This window comes from Flavobacterium sp. Root420 (assembly GCF_001427905.1).
Lineage (GTDB): Bacteria > Bacteroidota > Bacteroidia > Flavobacteriales > Flavobacteriaceae > Flavobacterium.
Map to the genome: position 1 here is coordinate 43609 of NZ_LMEF01000003.1, position 22412 is coordinate 66020.

At 35.6% G+C, this 22412-nt stretch carries 10 protein-coding genes; 8 read left to right on the forward strand and 2 right to left on the reverse strand.

Going from position 1 to position 22412, the window contains the following annotated elements; genetic code table 11:
* The first annotated feature begins 5 nt into the window (after positions 1 to 5).
* Both ASC72_RS04645 and ASC72_RS04650 read left to right on the forward strand, forming a co-directional pair.
* Positions 6 to 1541 carry a RagB/SusD family nutrient uptake outer membrane protein gene (locus ASC72_RS04645; RefSeq protein WP_056187540.1) on the forward strand — a complete coding sequence of 512 codons (1536 nt, stop codon included), beginning with the start codon at positions 6 to 8 and terminating at the stop codon, positions 1539 to 1541.
* 559 nt (positions 1542 to 2100) lie between these two features.
* Positions 2101 to 3924 carry an alkaline phosphatase gene (locus ASC72_RS04650; RefSeq protein ID WP_056187543.1) on the forward strand — a complete coding sequence of 608 codons (1824 nt, stop codon included), beginning with the start codon at positions 2101 to 2103 and terminating at the stop codon, positions 3922 to 3924.
* Positions 3925 to 4104: 180 nt separating this feature from the next.
* Here the strand turns inward: ASC72_RS04650 and ASC72_RS04655 are convergent, their stop codons facing one another.
* Both ASC72_RS04655 and ASC72_RS04660 read right to left on the reverse strand, forming a co-directional pair.
* The gene (locus ASC72_RS04655) at positions 4105 to 5415 is read right to left on the reverse strand and encodes an erythromycin esterase family protein (protein WP_082564232.1); all 1311 of its coding nucleotides are present in this window, start codon (positions 5413 to 5415) and stop codon (positions 4105 to 4107) included.
* Between the two features lie 5 nt (positions 5416 to 5420).
* Positions 5421 to 6098, reverse strand: coding sequence for a phosphoribosyltransferase (locus ASC72_RS04660; RefSeq protein ID WP_198528479.1), 678 nt, complete (start codon positions 6096 to 6098; stop codon positions 5421 to 5423).
* An 827-nt stretch (positions 6099 to 6925) separates the two neighbouring features.
* Here ASC72_RS04660 and ASC72_RS04665 point away from each other — a divergent pair.
* The 6 genes from ASC72_RS04665 to ASC72_RS04690 all read left to right on the forward strand — a co-directional run bounded on the left by ASC72_RS04665 (position 6926) and on the right by ASC72_RS04690 (position 22407).
* Entirely contained in the window at positions 6926 to 8926 is a 2001-nt protein-coding gene (locus ASC72_RS04665) for a glycoside hydrolase family 97 protein (RefSeq protein WP_056187549.1), read from the forward strand.
* 96 nt (positions 8927 to 9022) lie between these two features.
* On the forward strand, positions 9023 to 10561 hold the full coding sequence (locus tag ASC72_RS04670) for an alpha-N-arabinofuranosidase (protein WP_056187552.1): 1539 nt from the start codon (positions 9023 to 9025) through the stop codon (positions 10559 to 10561).
* Between the two features lie 418 nt (positions 10562 to 10979).
* The gene (locus ASC72_RS04675; RefSeq protein WP_056187555.1) at positions 10980 to 15005 is read left to right on the forward strand and encodes a two-component regulator propeller domain-containing protein; all 4026 of its coding nucleotides are present in this window, start codon (positions 10980 to 10982) and stop codon (positions 15003 to 15005) included.
* Positions 15006 to 15384: 379 nt separating this feature from the next.
* Positions 15385 to 16971: a glycoside hydrolase 43 family protein gene (locus ASC72_RS04680; protein ID WP_056187557.1), complete on the forward strand. Its 1587-nt coding sequence runs from the start codon at positions 15385 to 15387 to the stop codon at positions 16969 to 16971.
* Between the two features lie 179 nt (positions 16972 to 17150).
* Complete coding sequence (locus ASC72_RS04685; RefSeq protein WP_056187560.1) at positions 17151 to 18524, forward strand: glycoside hydrolase family 43 protein; 1374 nt, start codon at positions 17151 to 17153, stop codon at positions 18522 to 18524.
* 694 nt (positions 18525 to 19218) lie between these two features.
* The gene (locus tag ASC72_RS04690) at positions 19219 to 22407 is read left to right on the forward strand and encodes a TonB-dependent receptor (protein WP_056187562.1); all 3189 of its coding nucleotides are present in this window, start codon (positions 19219 to 19221) and stop codon (positions 22405 to 22407) included.
* The last annotated feature ends 5 nt before the right edge of the window (positions 22408 to 22412 follow it).

Consider the following 22412-nt stretch of genomic DNA (forward strand, 5'->3'; position numbering starts at 1 on the left):
ATAAAATGAAAAATTTAAGTCTTTTATTATTGAGTTTTGTGCTTTTACTAGGCACTTCGGCTTGCGAAAGTGAACTTGATGTGGTTCCGCAGGGAGCGCCGTCAAGCGGAAATTTCTGGAAAACGCCTGCTGATGCAAAAGCGGGAGTAAATGCCATTTATGCCTTATATTCTGATGATAATATGTACGGTCGTGGTTTTTTCTGGCTGAATAATGCAAGCGACGATATAGGAACCAAACCAAGACAAAATGCAGAGCGCATCAAGAATTTTATTGTTGATGGAGCTGAATCTGATACTAAAGATATCTGGAGATTGCACTACGAAGTAATGAAACGTTGTAATGATGTGATTCGCAATATCCCGAAGATTTCGCTTGACGATAAAACAAAAAATATGATGTTGGGCGAAGCGTATTTCAACCATGCTGTAATGCATTTAGAATTAGCTTACCATTATGGAGATGATCGTGCGGGAATTCCAATTCAGGACAGAGAAGATCCAACCAATGTATATGTGCCACGTGCAAAAAATGTGGCTGAAAACTACGCATACATCGCTGCCGATTTAGTTAAAGCAGCTGATTTATTGCCTTATTTTAATGAGCTTACGCCTGACAATTACGGGCGTGCTCATAAAACAGCTGCCTGGGGATATTTAGTTCGTACGTATTTGTATGCAAAAGACTGGGACAATGCTATTAAATATGCCAATATGATTGTTAATAGCGGAAAACATAAATTGCTTGACGATTTTGCTGATGTGTTTAAAATTAAAAACAACTGGTCTTCAGAGTATATCTGGTCTGTAACTTCAAGCTCAGAAAATACAGGTTTAGGTTCTATTTTTCCGGGCGTTTGTCTGGAAGATAAAGGATGGGGAGTTTACAACGGTTGGGGAAATTTTTATCCAACTAAAGAATTGTTCGACACTTATGATCCGGCAGATAAAAGACGCAGCGCTACCATTTTGCAAAAAGGAGATAAGTTTATGTATTTTGGTGAATTAGTAACTTTTAATGAAGGAAAATATGTTGTAAGTTCCAGTAACAGAACAGGATATCAGTTCAATAAATATATGGAGCCATTTGGTTATCCAAAAACAACTTCGGGCGGAATCGATATCCGTTATGTAAATGCAAACGGTGACAAACCTTCAACAGCTTTAAATTTACCTTTATTGCGTTATGCCGATGTGATTTTGATGTTGGCAGAAGCCAAATTAATGAAAGGTTTAAGCGCTGACACCGAAATAAATATGATTCGTAATCGTGCTGGTTTACCGAGTATTTCAGGAGCAACATTAACGGATTTAAAAAGAGAAAGACGCTGCGAATTGGCAGGAGAATGGACAGATCGCCATTTTGATTTAGTACGTTGGGGCGATGCTCAGGCGACTTACGCAAAACCTTTGCACCATTATAACGGAAGTGTGATTTATCCTGCCCGTAATTTTAATCCTGCAATTCACCATGTTTGGCCAATACCACCAGATGAAATTGCAGTGAGCAAAGGCGCCCTTACGCAAAATAAAGGCTGGTAGTTTGTAGTTTCAGTTTGTTTGTTTTGTTTTTTTACGCTGCAAGCTTAGTTGTGGGCTTGCAGTTGTAAAAAAAACGACAAATGATTTTATATAAAATGCACCAGTCTTTTTTACGGAAAAGGCTGGTTTGTGTTTTTTTAGCCACAGATTAGAAGATTAAAATTGATTTTTAATTCTGAGTAATAATACAGCAAGTCCCAGAGGACATTATATTTATAGAAATTTAAATTTTGGTAAAAGAACACGAACCCCATCGGGGTGGCATAGATATCGCTCCTCTGGAGCTTTAATGTGGTAAAATCGATAATTGCTATAAATATTACGCTCCTCTGGAGCTTTAATAATTACATACAAAGTAACCATAATATTGTCCATTTCGACCGAAGGGAGAAATCACACGCGTAACTCGACAAAGATTGGCGATTTTGATTGTGGAATTTCTACTGTGATTTACTTCGTCTATTCGCTATTGCCTGGTTTACTTGCATCGAAATTGACAAAAACGAAAGAATATAAAGTTATAAAGCGACTTACAGTTTTAAACAAACCCCAACTTTCAATGAAAAAATTAATCACCCTTTTTTGTTTCCATTTTTTTCTGTTTGCACAAGCGCAGGAATACAGTTCTACCAATATTCATTCTCATAATGATTATGCGGGTAAACTTCCTTTCTATGAAGCTTATTCTAATGAAACCGGCGTTATCGAAGCCGATGTATTTATCGTAAATAACGATTTGCCCGTTGCTCATACTTCAAAAGAAATTACGACTTACAACACGCTCAGGAGTATGTATTTGGATCCTTTATCCAATAAATTAAAGACTTTAGGAGGAAAAGCATATCAAAGTAGTAAGCCTTTAATTTTAATGATTGACATTAAAACAGAAGCAGAGCCCACCTTGAAATTAATCGTTCAGCAGCTTAAGTTATATCCCGATTTGATTTCGAATAAAAATCTTAAAGTAGTTATTTCAGGAAACAGACCTTCTCCTTCAAATTGGAAAGAGTATCCTGAATTTATCTATTTTGACGGACGACTAAACGAAAATTATTCTCCGGAACAATTGTCACGTGTCGAAATGATTAGTGAGGATTTAAAAGAAATTACGGTTTGGAATGGCAAAGGTGTAATGACACAACCTGATTCCGAAAAAGTGCAGGCCATCATTAAAAAAGTGCACGATCAAAATAAAAAAATCAGATTCTGGGGAACTCAGGATAATGTAAATACCTGGATGACTTTGATGACTTTAAAAGTGGACTATATTGCTACGGATAATGTTCCGGCATTGACACAATTCATCAATAATATAAAAACAACTTTTTATCAAAATACGGAGTTTCATCAGGCATATTTACCTAAAAATGGATCGTCATTTTCTAAAAAGAAACCTAAAAATATAATTCTGTTAATTGGTGACGGAATGGGATTGACTCAAATTTATGCCGGTTATACGGCTAATAAAGGGCAATTAAGTTTATTTAATATTCCGACACAGGGACTTTCTATTACGAAATCTTCAGATAGTTATATCACAGATTCAGCTGCCGGTGCAACGGCAATGGCAACGGGACATAAAACCAACAATAGATTTATTAGTGTGGATGAAAACGGAAAACCATTGGAGTTAATTACACAACAACTGGCGAAGAAAAATTATAAAACGGCCATTATTTCAGCCGGAAATATTACTGATGCTACTCCGGCTGCTTTTTATGCCCATCAACAAGACAGAAGCTATAGCGAACCTATAGCTCAGGATTTCTTGGCTAATCCGTCAGATATTCTGATAGGAGGAGGACCAAAGGAGTTTTATTCAAGAAAAGATGGTAAAGATTTGTCTAAAATTTTAATTGAAAAAGGATATACTTTTTCGGATAAATTCAGCAGTCTTGACACAATCAAAAACGATAAGTTTATTGTTTTAGACGATGCTTCGGTAGTTTCTATGAAAGCAGGAAGAGGTGATTTTTTAGCTAAATCTTTGGCAAAAGCCACCAGTACTTTCTCAAAGTCTAAAAATCCGTTTTTCATAATGGCCGAAGGTGCACAAATAGATTATGGCGGTCATCAGAATAATGTAGAATATGTGGTACGCGAAATGCTGGATTTTGACAAAGTAGTGGGACAGGCAATGGAATTTGTAGACAAAAATCCGGAGACACTTTTAATTGTTACAGCCGATCACGAAACAGGTGGACTCTCCCTAATCGACGGAAGTATAGAAAAAGGCTATGTACACGGAAGTTTTAGTACAAACGATCATACGGCTGTTTCCGTTCCGGTTTTTGCCTATGGGCCTGGAGCCCAAAATTTTATGGGTGTTTATCAAAATATAGCAATTTATACTAAAATGTTAGAAGTTCTTTTTGCAAAATAATTATTGAGTCTGTACTATTTAGATATATATTCAGTCTAAAAGCTATGCCAAAAATCAAAAGCCTTTGAACACTAGTGTTCAAAGGCTTTTTACACTTAGAAAATGTCTTGCAGTTAATAGGCCTTTAATCCTCTTTTAATTTCTAAGTAAATTCTTTTATGTTTTTATTTTTGATAATGATCATACTCCCCACGGATAAGTTTCAGGCATTTGTAAGCCATCGGGTTTAATATGCAAAGGATGAACAGCATTTGTGTGATCCAGATAAATGAAGGCTTCATAACGCATCGGAATATTGCTGGAAACATAATTGCCATATTCATAATCAGGGTCATATACTACACCAATAGCGCGGTGCCCGATTGGCGTCGTTAAATCTTTGATATCCTTAGAGAAAATCAGTTTATCATAAGCACCGGTTTTATGTAGTAAATACTCCCAACTGTCTTTTTTTGCAGCAGGCATCTGCATTTCTTCCATTGCCGCTCCCCAATTATAACCTGCCATTACCGTTCCTTCATTAGAACCAAAACCGACACGGTAAACACCTTGTTCCTCATGTTTTTCCTTGATGAGTTGTCCAATATTGACCAGCCCGGAACGTTTCATATTAGTTGCTCTTGCATCTCCTATATGTGTATTGTGTTCCCAGATGATAATTTTGGCATCAGAGCCATGAAAATGCATCAGTCTTTCTGCTGTTTCTGACATGTGCCTGTCACGAATATTCCATGTGGAATCTCCGCCACCAAGCATGGCGTGATAATACCGTTCAGCATTTACTGCCACCAGTGCATTTTGTTCAGCATTAAAGATGGCTTCATGGTCAGTATCGAACCATGGCATCCGACTCCGGATATTTGACAGAAGTTTTACGACTTCCTCTTTACAATCAACAGAAAGTCCATAACTTCGCTCGGCATAAGAAAAACCTTCCCTGATATTGTATGGTTCAAAACAATTCATTGCTTTTTGTACAGATTGAAAGGCCACCGGATCTTTTTTATGCAGATAAAGAAATATGGATTCCATGGACTCCCATAAGCTGTATACATCAAGACCATAAAAACCAATCTTTTTATTAGAAGGCAGGATATCATTATGCTTGCGCAGCCATTCCGCCAATGCAACCATTTCCCAGTTTGCCCACATCCATGTAGGCCAACGGTTAAATTCTCTCAGTACTTCTTTTGCACTTCCACCCGCATCCTGATAACCTTTAACATAACGGTTGAGGCGATAACAATCGGGCCAGTCGCCTTCTACTGCTATCATTGAAAATCCCTTTTCTTTAATAAGCCTTTTACTAATCCTGGTGCGCCAGGTATAATATTCATGTGTGCCGTGACTAGCCTCACCTAATAAAACAAAACGGGCATTCCCAATTTCATTTAGCAGCACGTCAAGATCCGCATCAGAGGCAAGTTTATGGGATGCTTTTTCTATCTGATCGATGTTTTCGGGTATGTATGTTGATTTAGTAGGACTCATTCTTTTTATTTTTTTTCGGACTCATAAAAATGATTCGCATTTCTCAATAATTCCATTACCTCCTGGTCGTTAACCTGAGTAAAATCTGCATAATGCTGCCCAACCCCAATAAAGGGTTCAGGAGTATAAAGACAAATCAAATCGTCTACCTGTAATCGTATCCTTTCCGCTGTTTCAAGAGGGGCAAGTGGAATAGCCACTACAATTTTCTCTGGATTTTTTTCCCGGAGCATTTTAATTGCAGAAAGAACGGTATTGCCGGTAGCAACACCATCGTCAATAATAATTATAGTTTTATTTTCTATGTCAACAGCTTTACGTCCTTCGGTAAAGTGCATGTATTTTTCTTTTAATGATGTACGGATCTTCTGTACTTCATCATTGATATAGGATTGAGGCACATCAGATCGATCATCGATAATGTAGTCTTCAATATTAACCGCACCGATCGCGAATTCAGAATGGGAGGGATGGCCAATCTTTTTGGTCATTAAGAGGTCAAGAGGCCATCCATAGGCTTTGGCTATAGGGTATGCAACCGGTACTCCGCCACGCGGAACGGCCAGTACAACACTGTTCTTGTTCTTATACCTGTCCAGATATGGAATAATCATTTGGGCAGCATCTTTTCTGTTTTTAAAAAGCATTTGCACTATTTTTAAGGTATCAGCAAATAATATCAAATCGATTTTTAATAGTTGCTTCTTTTTTTAGCGCGCAACACACCGATTTTTCCATATTCAATATTTTATTTCTGCTACTCAGGCGACTACTTCCGCTATCATAAAAGAAATGCTGGCATTAAAAAAATCATCATCAAAATCAAAGATTTGGTGGGTAAAATTATTTTTGGGCGCTTATTTATCCTTCTTTTTTTTATTAAAACGCTAAAATTAAGATGGTTATACTTCTGAGTATTACATGATTTTACGAAATTTTTATAATATTATAAGGGTTTTAAAGACCTGCAACAGATTTAACATTTAAGAAATAGCACATTACAAGTTTGACAGAATTTTTTCACTTATAATATTTTCCTCCGCTTTAAATTATGCAATTGAAATTGAAAACGGATTCCAGGCCAGGTTATGATCTCTTTTTCTGAAAAACAGGAAAAATAAAAAAATATGGTTTTATAAAACTATAACTTCTTCAATTGCAACAAATGAGATAGTTTTTTGATACAAATGAATACCTTGAAGTAATGAAGTTTTTATTGAGGTTTGTACATACAATTTAATTGGAATGATTAAACACAAAAACAAGGTGTTTTTTTTAAATATTTAATACCGCTTATTGGATTAAATAAGTCTACCCTTCTCTGTAAACTATTTTTTGTAAAATACTATTAAGGCTGGTTTCAAAATAAAATAAGTGTTGATTTGAAATTTCCCAATTTTATATTGAAGAAGACAACTTTTAAATTGAATGGTTAAATTTAAGTTTAGTTTGCCTTAAGCCGGGGAGTGTATGGTCTCCCTGGTTTATTTATTTTTTAACAACAAAACCAATGATACAAAAAACAATAATTACAATTTTGGCTTTTTCTGCAATTTCTGCCTTTAGCCAAAACAAAAATGCTTACCAACTGGCTTCACCAAACGGTCAGAATAAAATAAAATTCGAGTTGGTAAAAAACGCTCCAAAATATGCAGTTTCACACGGAAAAACCGAAGTGATCACACCATCAGATATGGGATTTTTATTAAAAGGAAATGAAAATTTAAGTTCCGACTTTGAAATTAAAAACGTAAAAAACACTTCGTTTGATGAGACCTGGGAACAGGTTTGGGGAGAAAAGAAAAATATTAGAAACCATTACAATCAGCTTTCGGTTGAATTACAGCAAAAAACCGGAAACAAACGCAAATTAGAAATCGAGTTCCGTGCTTTTGATGACGGAATCGCCTTTAGATATGTGTATCCAAAACAAAATGTAAAAGACAGTATTTTCATCATGGATGAAAAAACGACTTTTAACCTGAAGGAAGATGGAAAAGCATGGTGGATTCCCGCAAACAGAGAAAACCGTGACGAATATCTTTTTAAAGATGCGCCGGTAAGTACTTTGGATACGGTTTTGACTCCGCTTACCATTGAAAGCAAAAGCGGACTGGCCCTGAGTTTTCATGAAGCAAACTTAACCGATTTTGCCAGTATGACTTTAGTCAATACAACCGGAACCCAATTAAAATCGGATTTGGTACCGTGGGCCGATGGCGTAAAAGTGCGTGTAAAAGATACGTTTACCTCGTCATGGAGAACGCTTCAGATTGGAGAGAATCCGGGAGACTTGATTACTTCGTATTTGATTTTAAACCTGAATGAGCCAAACAAATTAAAAAATACAAGTTATTTTAAACCTTACAAATACTTCGGAATCTGGTGGGGAATGCACATCGGAAAATATACTTTTTGGGAAAGTGACAAACAGGGCGCCACAACAAAACATGCTGAAGAATACATAGATTTTACTGCCAAAGAAGGTTTTCATCATTTATTGATCGAAGGCTGGAACAAGGGCTGGACACCGGCTTGGTACGAAAACCATATGCACATGTTCAGTTTCACCAAAAGTGCCGACAATTTCGACCTGGAAAAAGTAGTGGAATACGGAAAGAAAAAAGATGTAGAACTTATCGGTTACCATGAAACGGGTTCAAACTTAATTAACTACCTAAAACAGGTTGATGAAGGTTTTGCCTTGTACAAAAAACTGGGGATCCATTCGGTTAAAATCGGCCACGTAGGTTCGAAACTGAATATGAAGGAAAATCATTTCGGACAATTTGGAGTGAATTATTTCAGATACATTTTAGAAAAAGCGGCACAATATGACTTGGCTGTTTTGTACCATGAATCGATAAAAGATACAGGAGAGCGCAGGACTTTTCCAAACATGGTTTCAAGAGAAGCGGCAAGAGGGCAGGAATATAATGCATGGAGTGAAGGAAATCCGCCAAACCACTTAACAATTATTCCGTTTACCAGATTGCTTTCAGGGCCAATGGATTTTACACCGGGAATTTTTGATGTTGAGGTAAAACAAGGGTATCCCGGAAAAAGAGTTCATGGAACAGCCGCACAGCAACTGGCTTTGTATGTAACAATTTACGCTCCAATCCAGATGATGGCCGATCTTCCTGAAAATTACGAGGGAAAACCAGCTTTGCAATTCTTAAAAGATGTTCCGACAGACTGGGAAGACACAAAAGTACTGGACGGAAAAATTGGGGAATACATCACCACAGCACGTAAAGACAGAAACAGTGCTGATTGGTATTTGGGAACAATCACAAACGAAAAAGCAAGAGACGTAAACGTTGCCTTGTCATTTTTAGATCCCGCTGCAACCTACGAAGCTCAGATTTATGCTGATGCAGAAGGAACAGATGAAACACATAATCCGGCGGAAATTGCCATTTCAAAGAAAACAGTTAAAGCATCAGATGTAATAAAATTACATTTAGGCGGTGCTGGCGGAACAGCAATTCGCTTCAAAAAAATATAAACTAAGATGAATAATCATCCGGTAGATTAAAAAAAATCTGCATGTTCAGACAAAACTGAAATTATAAATTCTACATACTAACAAACCAACCAAAAAATGAAAAAACTCTTTTTACTAACCTGTATTGTCGTCATTTTTCAAAATGTTAATTCGCAAAATAAGGTTACGGAGATCACAATTGAAAAAACAGAAAATAAAACCATCATTAATAAACATATTTACGGCCATTTTGCAGAACATCTGGGGAGATGTATTTATGGCGGTCTTTATGTTGGGGAAAACAGCAATATTTCAAATACAAAAGGAGTTCGTAATGATATAATTAAGGCATTAAAAGAACTAAAAGTACCCAATCTTCGCTGGCCTGGCGGATGTTTTGCCGATACCTATCACTGGAAAGATGGAATTGGACCTAAAAAAGACCGACCAAGTATTTTAAATCGTTGGTGGGGAGGAACTGCTGAAGACAATAGTTTTGGTACCCATGATTTTTTGGATATGTGTGAAACTTTGGGTGCAGAGCCTTATTTGGCAGGAAACGTGGGGAGCGGTTCTCCTCGTGAGTTAGAAGAATGGATCCAGTATGTAAATTATGAATCAGGTACTCCCATGTCTGATTTAAGAAAGAAAAATAATAGAGAAAAACCCTGGAAAGTTGCTTTATGGGGAGTAGGAAATGAAATGTGGGGATGTGGTGGAAATATGACTGCCGAATATTATTCTAATTTATATCGACAATTTGCCACCTTTATGCCAGATGGTGCTGTTAAACCATTTAGGATAGCTTCAGGGGCTAATGGAGAAGATTATCACTGGACAGAAGTTTTAATGCGAGATATTCCAAAGGGATTAATAGAAGCGGTGGCCCTACACTGGTATTCTGTTATAAATTGGGACAAGAAAGGATCATCGACCAAATTTAATGAAAGTCAGTATTTTGAAACAATGAATTCAGCTCTTAAAATGGAAGAGTTAGTTCAAAAACATTCTGCTGTCATGGACAAATATGATCCGGAAAAGAAAATTGCTTTGATCGTAGACGAGTGGGGAGGATGGTTTGATAGCGATGGAGGAGATGCTGGAGGCGTTTTGTATCAGCAAAATACGATGAGAGATGCTATGATTGCAGGTGTAACATTAAATACATTCAACAATCACGCAGATAGAGTTAGAGGAGCAAATTTAGCTCAGATCGTAAATGTTTTACAGGCAGTAATCCTGACAAATAAAGAAAAAATGATACTTACTCCTACTTATCACGTAATGAAAATGTATAACGTGCATCAGGATGCGCAACTTATTCCTTTAAAAATAGAGTCACCAAAATACATTTTTGATAAAAAAGAATTACCGGCTGTTTCTGTTTCAGCTTCAAAAGATAAAGCCAATTTGACTCACATTTCAATTGTGAATATCGATTTTAAAAATGAAAATAAAATCAAAATAGATTTAAAAGAGCTGGAAATCAAAGATATTAAAGGATATGTATTGTCTTCAGCAAAGGTTCAGGACTACAATACTTTTGAAGATCCAAACAAAATAGTCCCGGTTGTCTTTAATAAATTTTCAATAAAAGCAGGTCAATTAGAAGTAACAATTCCGCCTTTTTCTGTTGTAGTTCTGGAAGGAAAATAAACCTGCCATCAACTAAAAGGGACTAACTGTGCCTCTGGAGGAAAAGTTGCGATAGATTGAATAAAACTATTTACTATATTTGAATGTTAGCGACTAACTAAAAGACATCTAAATCAATTGAAAATCGGAATTGAAATCATAAAAAGTACAATTGCTTCCTATGAATTCTATTAAATAAATCTACTTAAAACACTCCTGATAAGAAAGTAAAAAATTTTATCAGGAGTTTTATTGGTTTAATAAATGCAAACTAATTTTCACTAATTTAATTTGTGTTAATTTGTGAAATTTGTGGCGAAAAAAATTAAGCACAAGCAGAAAAAATCATTTTAATCTGTGAAATCTGTGGCTATATTTTTTTAGCTCAATAATTTTAATTCCTCAATCAAAACTGTATTTTCTCTTTGACTATTTTAATATGAAAAAAAACATAAGACAAATCTGCATACACATACTTATATTATTTTGGATCGTTTCTTTTCAAAATATTATGGGTCAGCAGTCCTATGTTTTTCATCATCTGGAAACAACACAAGGACTTTCCAATAATAATGTAAAAGCATTTCTAAGAGATAGCTACGGATTTCTGTGGATTGGTACGGAGTCTGGATTAAACCGATATGACGGATATGGATTTAAAGTTTATAAAATGCATTCGGGTGTTTCTAATGCATTGTCTTCAAATGATATACTTGAATTACAGGAAGATGGTTCGGGTGATATCTGGATAGACGTAGGATACTCTTATATGGTTTATAAGAGAGACAAAGATTCTTTTTCAAATCCAAAATTGTTGTTGCTTAATCTGGGTATAGAGATGGATTTTAATCCTAAAGTTTTTATCGATAAAAGTCGTAATCTCTGGGTGATCAACAAAAAGAAAATATTTTTTCATGATTTCAGGAAAAAGAAAACCTCAGTATTCCAATTAAAAACTGTTTTACAAGATGAATTTTCCATTACTGATAATGGCGAATTTCTGTATGCAATTCAATTTAATTCAGGGATTTGCTGGAAGCTGAATAAAAAATCGGGAGTTTTGACGTTCGTAGAATTACCAGACTATATTCAACAAAATGCTAATGGTATTAATGCCATTAATATAATTTATACAGATAGTAATAATGGTTTGTGGATTTGTTCGGACAAAAGCGAACAGGTTTTTTACAAAAAGAATGCAACAGAACAGTGGAAAAGATTTGAATTGCCTTCGGGATTACAAACGCAGGCCAATCATATTACCAGTATTATCGAAAATCAACCAGGACAAATCTGGATAGGAACAGACCATAAAGGACTGTTTATCTATGACAAAGGAAAAGATCGGTTTGAAAATCTGGTAGCTGATCCATGGGTCGAGACAGGCCCATCATCAAATAGTGTAAAGCGTCTTTACAAAGACAATAATGAGACTATTTGGGTTGGATATAATAAAAAAGGACTATCCTATTATCATGAAAGTTTTCGAAATTTCATCAATTTCAAACATCCCCAATGTTCTGATGTCATTGCTATAATGGAAGATCATCAGGGAAATATTTGGTTAGGAACAGATGGAAACGGATTATATATAAAAGATAAAAAAACCGAAGCAGTCAGGAAACTTCCGGTTCCGAACATTGCCGTAATATCTGTACTGGAAGACAGGAAGCATCGTGTTTGGATTGGCACCTATCAAAATGGACTTTTTTGTTATGAAAATGGCAAAATGATTCAGTATACCACAAAGAACAGCAAATTAACCAATAATAGTATTTGGAATTTAAAAGAAGACCGCTATGGAAATGTATGGGTCGGACCATTGGGTGGAAAAATTCAGATAATACCAGCAGATTCAGATAATTTTAGTGCTGTACTTACGCCATTTGATGATATTGTTTATGCGCTGGACATCTTTTATGATGGTGGTGACAAAATGTATTTTGGTACTGTAATTGGACTGTTAGTAATTGATATTACCAATTACAAACAGATTTTATATCGTGGCAATAAAAAAGGAAATCAAACTTTTCCCCAGGATCAAATTTCAAATGTCTATAAAGACAAACGCGGCCTGATGTGGTTAGGCAATAATGATGGCCTGATCATCTGGAATCAAAAAAAGGATACGCTTTATTATTTTAACAAAGAGAGCGGCTTATGCGATAACTTAATTAAAGGCATAACAGAAGATAATTTTAATAATATTTGGGTAACAACAAGTAATGGGCTTTCAATACTTACAGTAAGGCCGACATCAAATGGAGAATTTGCTTTTTCAAGTAAAAATTACTCCGTCAAAGATGGTCTTATGAATAATTATTTTAATGATCGTGCTTTTTGCAAATTACAAAATAATGATATTCTCCTTGGTAATGTAGAAGGATATACTGTTTTGAATCCGAATAAAATGTATGAAAAAGACCAATCTACGTCAAAAGTTATATTTACTGAATTGGCAGTAGGTAACAATACAATTCAGGTCGACTCTTATTATGATGGTCGCAAGCTGCTCGACCATTCAATGCAATTAACTTCAGAGTTAAATTTCAGACATGATGATAAACTTATTTCCTTAGAGTTTACAACAGGAAATTTACTGAATGCAGATAAGGTAAAATATCTTTATCAGATAGAAGGCTTTAATACGCAATGGCTACCCACTCAAAAAAATAAAATAGTAATATCGTCACTTCCAACGGGTAATTACAAACTTTTAATAAAAGCACGTAATGGCGATGGTGTTTGGAGCAATATCCCCACAGAATTGTCTATTAATGTAATGCCTCCTTTCTATTTCTCAATTTGGGCGTTTATTATATATGCCATTTTAATTATTGGTGCACTTATATTTTTTGTTCGTAAGACAAAAGAAAAACATCAAATAAAATTGGAACAGCATCGTATACAAATAGATCATGAGAAAGAAATGCATATTAATGAGATCAAGCTACGATTTTTTACCAATATCAGTCATGATTTGCGTACTCCGCTTACCCTCATTATTACTCCTTTGCAGATTTTATTAAATGATGCAACGAGCGAAAGTATGAGAAAAAAATTAAGCGTTATGTACAAAAATGCACAACAGCTTATGACATTAATAAACTCACTACTTGATTTTCATAAACTGGATGTTGGCGTAGAAAGACTGAATTTAAAATCGGGCGATTTTGTTCATTTTATCAATGAAATTTACCTTTTATTTTGTGTTTATGCGGAAGAACGTAATATTAATTTACTGCTAAAGAGTGATATTGAGAGTTTAGAAATGTCCTTTGATCGCGATAAGATTCAGAAAATATTTTCAAATTTACTTTCAAATGCATTCAAATATACTTTAGACGGAGGTACTATAAAGATCCATATAAAGAAAGTTGGAGATAATGTTTCTGTTAGTGTTTCTGACACAGGTCGTGGTATTAGTAACATAGAAAAAGAACATATTTTTGAACGCTTTTATCAGGCTCAGCAAGAACAGGAAAAAACAGGAACAGGTATAGGGTTACATATTGTAGCCGAATATATTAATCTTCATGGAGGAACGGTAACCGTTACAGATAATGTTCCTAAGGGGAGTATTTTTACTTTTCAGATTCCAATCAAAGCGAATGATTTAAATGCGAACGAAGAATATTTACCAGAAAATACCCTGGAAGAATTTCCGGAGCAGGAAGAAGAAATCTATGAAGCCACAAATAAAAAAATACTATTATTTGTAGACGACAATAATGATTTTTGTGAATTTATTAAAGATAATCTCGAGGATACTTATACTGTAATAACGGCCAATAATGGAGAAGAAGCACTGGAATTACTGCAAAAGTTTAATGTGACTATTATCGTGAGCGATGTTATGATGCCTGTTATGAACGGAATAGAACTTTGTAAAAAGATCAAAACAAATATTCATTGGTCTCACATTCCGGTTATTCTGTTGACGGCGCGTACTGCTGAAGAACATGTCGTGGAAGGTCTGGAACTTGGCGCGGATGATTATATAACAAAGCCTTTTAATTTTAATTTACTAAAACTACGTATTCAAAAATTTGTAGAATGGACAGAGAAAAGTCATGCCTCATTTAGTCAAAAGTTAGATGTTTCTCCTTCAGAAATTACGATTACTTCATTGGATGAAGCGCTCATTGCAAAAGCTATTAAGGTTGTCGAAGAACATATAAGTGATATTGAATTTTCTGTTGAAGCCCTTAGTACGGCTTTAGGTCTAAGTCGTGGTCATTTATACAAAAAGTTAGTTGCCATTACCGGTAAAGGCCCAATTGAATTTATTCGAACGATACGATTGAAACGCGGACGCCAGCTTCTGGAAAAAAGCCAAATGCAAATTGCAGAAATAGCATACGAAGTAGGATTTAATTCGCCAAAAAGATTCGCTAAATACTTTAAGGAAGAATTTGGTTTTTTACCGTCAGAATATTTACGTATTTATAAACAACAGCAATAATATAGTTGTTGAGCGAAATTGTAAATGTCTAAAAATTTGAATAGCCTCCTGCTAAAGCTGGAGGCTATTCAAATTACAAATAAAACAAAAGGTGAATGAATTATATTATTTTAAATCTTTAATTCATATAATTTTATAAAGAATTGATTTATAGATGTATTGATAGTATAGGTTTTTTATTTAATACAATTGGCACACTCTTTTGATACAAAATGAAACGTTGTGCAGGATGGTTTTCCTATTACTTTGTTTGATTAAAAAGTCATTTATTAACTATCAACCATTTTAAACCAAGAGAAAAAACTACTCGCTTTCGGCTGTTTCTGTTGAAGTTATCAGTAAAACAGGTAAGTTCGATTCTCCATTATTCTTTTATCCAATGAAAAAACAAATTAAGTTCATTTTATCCTTCCTTGTTTTGCTTGTTCCGGCCATTACTCTGGCACAAGCCCAAAATCCAATAATTTTTGCCGATGTGCCTGATATGTCTATGATCAGAGTTGGTAAAAATTATTATATGAGCAGTACCACGATGCACATGAACCCGGGCGTGCCCATTATGAAATCGACTGATCTTGTCAATTGGAAAATCATCAATTATGCCTATGATACTTTGGCAGATTTGCCCGCACTAAATTTGACAGAAGGAAAAAACATCTACAGCAGAGGTTCATGGGCAAGTAGTTTGCGCTACCACAACGGCATGTATTATGTAACCACTTTTGCACATGACGTACCAGGTGAAACCTATATTTTTAAAACAAAAGACATAGAAAAAGGAAACTGGGAAAGAGTTTCTTTTAAACCATCGCTTCACGACCATTCCTTGTTTTTTGATGATGATGGCAAGGTATATTTAATTTATGATGCAGACAGACTTAAAATTGTGGAATTAAATGATGATCTGACAGGAATTAAACAAGGCGTTCCAGAGAGAGTACTCATCGAAAATGCCAGTGCACCAACAGGAAAGGAAGTAGGTCTTGGAGCTGAAGGATCTCAATTATTCAAAGTAAATGGCAAATATTATTTATTTAATATTTGCGCGCCAAGGGGTGAAATGCGAACTGTAATTATACACAGGGCAGATAATATCAACGGTCCCTGGGAAGGAAAAGTTGGCTTACAGGATAGAGGAATTGCTCAGGGCGGATTGATAGACACTCCCGATGGACGTTGGTTCTCTTATCTTTTTCGTGATTATGGTCCTGTTGGCCGCGCTCCTTATCTCGTTCCTGTTAAGTGGGAAAACGGTTGGCCTGTATTAGGAGAAAACGGAAAAGTGCCGGAGACATTAGACCTGCCAGCCAGTAAAGGTTTGATTCCCAATCTGGTTGCTTCCGATGAATTCAGCAGAAAAAAAGGACAAGCGGCACTGCCTTTAGTATGGCAATGGAATCATAATCCGGATAATGCGCTGTGGTCTGTAACGGAAAGAAAAGGTTTCCTGCGTCTCAAAACAGGAAGAATCGATACTGATTTTCTTCAGGCCAGAAACACACTTACACAACGCACTATTGGCCCAACCTGCTCAGCTTCTGTTGCTGTAGATGTTTCCAAAATGAAAGAGGGCGATTTTGCCGGATTATCAGCTCTCCAAAAAGAGTATGGATCAGTAGGGGTTAAAATTGACGGAGGTCAAAAGTCGATAGTAATGGTCACTACTGAAAATGATAAGCCTGTCGAAGTACAGCGAATTCCGTTGGATCAAAACCAAATTTATTTCAGAATCGATTGCGATTTTACCGGTATGAACGATGCAGCTGTTAGCCTTTATACTCTTAACGGGAAAGATGAAGCTACTTTATTTTACAGTCTTGATGGAAAAGTTTGGAAACCGATAGGCCGACCTTTGAAGATGAAATATACTATTCCGCATTTTATGGGCTATCGTTTTAGCTTGTTTAATTATGCAACAAAAGAAACAGGCGGTTATGCTGATTTTGACTGGTTCAGAATTAAATAGTAATATAACCAATTAGCGGAAACATAGATTTTTGTTAAGTTTTTTTGCCACAGATTTCACAGATTATAATGATTAAATCTTTTAAATCCTTTAATCTGTAGCAAAATAAAAAGACAAGTATAAAAGCATCAATAACGATCCAACCAAATAGAAGATTTTGTATTAATTAAATAACTAAAATGAAACATACCTATAAACTTATAGCGACACTTATAACGATTTTAAATTGTTCGATTGGTTCAGCACAAAATCCTATTGTACAGACCAATTATTCGGCAGATCCGGCACCAATGGTACATAACGGCACAGTATATCTGTATACCAGCCACGATGAAGACGATGCCAATGCCGATGGCAAGGGTTTTAAAATGCTCAACTGGTCACTTTACACCTCAACCGATATGGCCAATTGGACAGGCCATGGAATAGTAGCTTCTTTAAAAGATTTTAGTTGGGCAAAACAGGATAATGGTGCCTGGGCAGTGCAGTGTATTGAACGAAATGGAAAATTTTATTTATACTGTCCCATGCATGGCGGAAATATAGGAGTATTGGTTTCGGATAGTCCTTATGGTCCGTTTAAAGATCCAATAGGCAAGAAACTTATCGATCATCATCCCTGGAATGATATCGATCCAACTCCATTTATTGATAAGGATGGTCAGGCTTATTTGTTTTGGGGAAATCCCGGCTTGTACTATGTAAAATTGAATAAGGACATGATATCCACTTCGGGCGAAGTGAAACAAATGCCCAACACTCTCGAATCTTTTGGTAAACGTGAGGGAGAAAAAAATGATGAAAGACCTACTACTTATGAAGAAGGACCATGGCTGTACAAACGCAATAGTCTGTATTATTTATTTTTTGCCGCAGGACCAATTCCGGAACATATTGGATATTCAACCAGTAAAAGTATCACAGGGCCCTGGAAATATCAGGGTATTGTCATGCCTACACAAGGAGGTTCCTTTACCAACCATCCCGGCATAATTGATTTTAAAGGGAAAAGCTATTTTTTCTATCACAATGCAGCATTGCCAGGTGGTGGAGGTTTTACCCGTTCGGTTTGTGTAGAAGAAGCCAAGTTTAATAAAGATGGGTCGATCGTGCAAATGAATATGACAGCAGGTATTAAAAAAAGTTTAAGTCCATTAAATCCTTATGTTAAAACAGAAGCCGAAACCATTGCCTGGTCTGAAGGAGTGAAATCAATGCATGATAATGAGGTTAGTACCTTTGTAATGGCAAAATATAATAACGCTTTTATCAAAATAAGAGAAGTGAATTTTGGTAAAAAAGGGCCTTCTAAATTCACTACAAGAATTGGTACAGCACAAAACGAAAATGTTTCAATGGAAATACGATTGGATACTAAAGACGGCGAGTTACTCGGAACCGTAAATGTACCAATGACGGGAGTCAATGACAAATGGAGCTTGCAAACAATTGATGTCAAAAAAGTTTCAGGTATTCACGATTTGTATTTTGTTTTTAAAGGAAAATCCAAAACTGACATTCTGTATTTTGATTATTGGAAATTCTTAAAATAATTTTTCATAAAAAAAAAGCAAAGCTGTTGAGGCTTAAAAAATCTAAATCAGGATTTTTTAAGCCTCAACCGTTTTAAAGAGTACTGTATTCTAACCAAAAATGTGGGTTGAAATTGGGCATTGGTTTAGGATCTATCCAACCTCATTAAGTTAAGCTTTTTGAGCAATACTTTTTCTCAAAGAGACGAAGTTTAACTTTGCGATTTTGCGCCTTTGCGAGAGATTTATTCACTTATATATCATATCGCGAAAAATTACCACTACAACTAATCTAATAGCAAATAAGAATATCACTTGTTTGTAATAATCTACAATTCTTTTAATTGTTCTTTCTTCAAAAATCTAATGATGCTGTGTTCACGTCAGAGGAGCATCAATTGTAAACTTAATGTTAAAAACAGATCTGAGTCTGGATTTATATTAGAAATCCCTTCCTTGTAGAAATGATAATTTATTATGATATAAAATATGAAAATACAATTAATAAAGTCATTTTTTTATTACAAATATAATAATTGCAACAATTGATACCGTTTTTTGATACAAAATGAACCGTCGTGTAGGATTGTATTATTGTTAATTTGTTCCCAATAGATCGAAAATGTATCAAATGAAATTGTGATGCCATCATTTCTGTCTAATACATTTTTATTTGAAAAAAACCACTTGACTAACTAACTAAAACCACTTAATTATGAATGAAAAACATGTAATTCAACGCTTTGTAAAAGCAAAGAAACTCTTTAAAAAATATGCAGTACTGGTTCTGCTTTGTTCTTTTGGCATGGCATCAGCTCAAAATTCTAATGTAAAAATTACAGGTACTGTAGTAGATGAGGCAGAGGGCAAACCCATTTATGGTGTCAATGTAAATCTTAAAGGAGTTAAAACCGGCGTATCTACCGATTTGGACGGTTCATTTTCAATTAATACCAGAATCGGAGAAACACTTGTTATAAGTTATCTGGGCTATGTAAGCCGTGAGGTAAAAGTTACAGGCAGCCAATTGAAGATTAGCCTTAAAGAAGACCGAAAAGCTCTTGATGAGGTGGTCGTAATTGGGTATGGAAAGGCAAAAAGGAAAGATCTAACCGGAGCAATATCTTCGATATCAGGAGAAGACCTTATGAAAACACGTCCCACAACAATTGACCAGGCTTTGCAGGGTAAAGTTGCCGGGGTAGTTGTGCAGCAAACTTCCGGTCAACCGGGAGGAGGAGTTAATATACAAATACGAGGTTTGTCTTCTTTTGGTGGCAGCTCTCCCTTATATGTAATTGATGGCGTTATAATTGGTCAAAGTTATGGTGGAGCTAATGGTACAAACCCATTATCTACAATCAACCCTTCGGACATTCAATCTATAGATGTATTAAAAGATGCATCAGCAACAGCAATTTATGGTTCGCAGGCAACTAACGGTGTAATTGTTATTACTACTAAAAGAGGTCGAGAAGGAGCTCCAAAAATCACTTACGAATTTTCAACCGGATATCAGGAGCTGATTAAGCAATATCCCACTATGAATTTAAGAGAATATGCCAAGTTTATTAACGACAGGGCTGCTGTTTGGGGTTTTGATGAAAGAGCGGAATTTGCTAATCCACAGTATTTAGGTGCGGGTACGAACTGGCAGGATGAATTATTCAGAAAAGCTCCCGTAGTAAGCCACAACCTAACTTTAAGCGGTGGTAATGATAAAACGCAGTATTTATTGTCAGGATCTTTATTTAATCAGGAAGGTATAGCACTGGGATCTGAGTTTACAAGGGCTTCGGTACGATTAAATTTAGACAACAAAACTACTGACTGGTTAAAAATAGGAACTAGTATACAGTTAACTCATATTGATGAGAATGTAAATTCGACAGGTTCAAATGTTATTGCAGAAGCATTAAGTCAAACACCAGATATTCCTGTAAGAAATCCTGATGGTAGTTTTGCTGGAGAAGAAAGCAGTGAAGGATGGATTAACAAACGTGTAAATCCGTACGCTCTTGCACTTACGAATGTCAATACTCCCAAAAGAAATCAGATGTTTGGTAATTTTTATGCTGATATAGCATTTACAAAGGATTTATCATTTAGAAATGAAGTTTCAGGGAATTTTTCATTTAGAACAGAAGACAGATTCAACCCGACTTACAAATTTGGGTTAGCAGAGAGATTAGTAAATGATGCCTTTTATTCTTATAGCCAGGATTATTTTACCACTTTTAGAAGTTTCTTGACTTATGCTAAAGTGTTTAAAAGCAAATATAATGTTAACATACTTGGAGGACATGAGGCACAGTTGTTTCAGTTTGAAAATGTTTCTGCAGCAAGAAAAAATTTCATTTCAAATAGTGTTACTAACATAGGCAGCGGAGATCCGGCAACAGCAACCAACGATGGGACTCGCGGAGAGAATGCACAGGAATCTTTTTTCGGACGTGTTAATTTTATTTATGATGACAAATATTTGTTTACTGTAAATGCGCGTGCAGATGGTTCTTCAAAATTTGCACCAGAAAATCGCTGGGTAACCACTTATTCAGGAGCATTTGCCTGGAAGTTAAATAATGAGAAATTTTTAAAAGGCTCAAAAAATATCAATGAATTAAAGCTTAGAGTAGGTTATGGTTCGACTAATAATCAAAATGTTAGGGACAATGCTTATATAACTACATTGAGAACAACTTCAACTGCTTTGGCGGGTAATGCACAAATTATCAATAATTTAGGAAACCGTGAAGTTTCATGGGAAAAAACAGAATATAGTAATGCCGGAATCGATGCATCACTTTTTGGCTGGAGACTTAATCTATCAGTTGATGTTTATAATCGTCTGACAGATGGACTATTGCTACAACTTCCCTTACCATTGTATTCCGGAACAATTGGTGGGTCAGGAATAATTAATCCTCCATATGTAAATGTTGGGGTCGTTAGAAACAGAGGTATAGATCTTCATTTGAGTTCAAGAAATATAATTGGAAACGGAGATGAATTTAACTGGACTACTGATTTCACATTATCACATAATCAAAATAAGGTATTAAAATTAAATACAGACGGAGCTTCACTACTTGGAAAATATGCGGGTAATGAGGTAGTTGCTGAAACCAGAGTTGGTGGATCTATTGGTGACTTTTATGGTTATAAGATAGATGGTGTATTTGCAACTGCAAAGGATTTTGAAACACATGCTTTGCCTACAGATACAAATGGGGCAGTTTTACCAATTACGCCTAACCCGGGAGGGGTATGGTACGGAGACATGAAGTTTAAAGACTTAAATGGTGATGGTGTAATTACAGAAAAGGACAGAACCTATTTAGGCTCTCCTATTCCGGATTATCAATTTGGCCTTGGTAATACCTTTACCTATAAAGGTTTTGATCTGAATATTTTCTTTAGTGCTACTTTGGGTAATGAAGTAATAAATGGATTAAGAATTAACGGAGAAAATCCTTCGACACAATTTGGTTTCCTAAAATCATTAAATGATCACGCAGAGTTGGCTTTAATTGATCCAAATGGTTCGGCCTCAGATGTCAATAACATATATGTTACCAATCCAAACACTACGATTGTAGGGCTTAAAAATAACGATAGTAACAGAAATCATCGTTTCTCTGACAAGTACGTGGAGAACGGATCTTTCCTAAGATGTAAAAACATGACTATGGGTTATACGATGCCAAGTGACTGGATGAAAAAAATACACATTAGTTCTCTACGTGTATATGTTAATGTCAGTAATCCTTTTGTTATTACAAATTATAAAGGAATGGATCCGGAAGTGGGTTCATGGAATCCGTTAGAGGCAGGAATCGATTATGGCTTTTATCCACAAGCAAGAACATTTACTTTGGGAGTTAATATTGGATTAACTAAATAAAAATT

Excerpts from the sequence above, each read along its gene's own strand:
- ASC72_RS04645 (WP_056187540.1), top strand. The coding sequence starts at position 6 with ATGAAAAATTTAAGTCTTTTATTATTGAGTTTTGTGCTTTTACTAGGC.
- ASC72_RS04650 (WP_056187543.1), top strand. The coding sequence starts at position 2,101 with ATGAAAAAATTAATCACCCTTTTTTGTTTCCATTTTTTTCTGTTTGCA.
- ASC72_RS04655 (WP_082564232.1), bottom strand. The coding sequence starts at position 5,415 with ATGAGTCCTACTAAATCAACATACATACCCGAAAACATCGATCAGATA.
- ASC72_RS04665 (WP_056187549.1), top strand. The coding sequence starts at position 6,926 with ATGATACAAAAAACAATAATTACAATTTTGGCTTTTTCTGCAATTTCT.
- ASC72_RS04670 (WP_056187552.1), top strand. The coding sequence starts at position 9,023 with ATGAAAAAACTCTTTTTACTAACCTGTATTGTCGTCATTTTTCAAAAT.
- ASC72_RS04675 (WP_056187555.1), top strand. The coding sequence starts at position 10,980 with ATGAAAAAAAACATAAGACAAATCTGCATACACATACTTATATTATTT.
- ASC72_RS04680 (WP_056187557.1), top strand. The coding sequence starts at position 15,385 with ATGAAAAAACAAATTAAGTTCATTTTATCCTTCCTTGTTTTGCTTGTT.
- ASC72_RS04685 (WP_056187560.1), top strand. The coding sequence starts at position 17,151 with ATGAAACATACCTATAAACTTATAGCGACACTTATAACGATTTTAAAT.
- ASC72_RS04690 (WP_056187562.1), top strand. The coding sequence starts at position 19,219 with ATGAATGAAAAACATGTAATTCAACGCTTTGTAAAAGCAAAGAAACTC.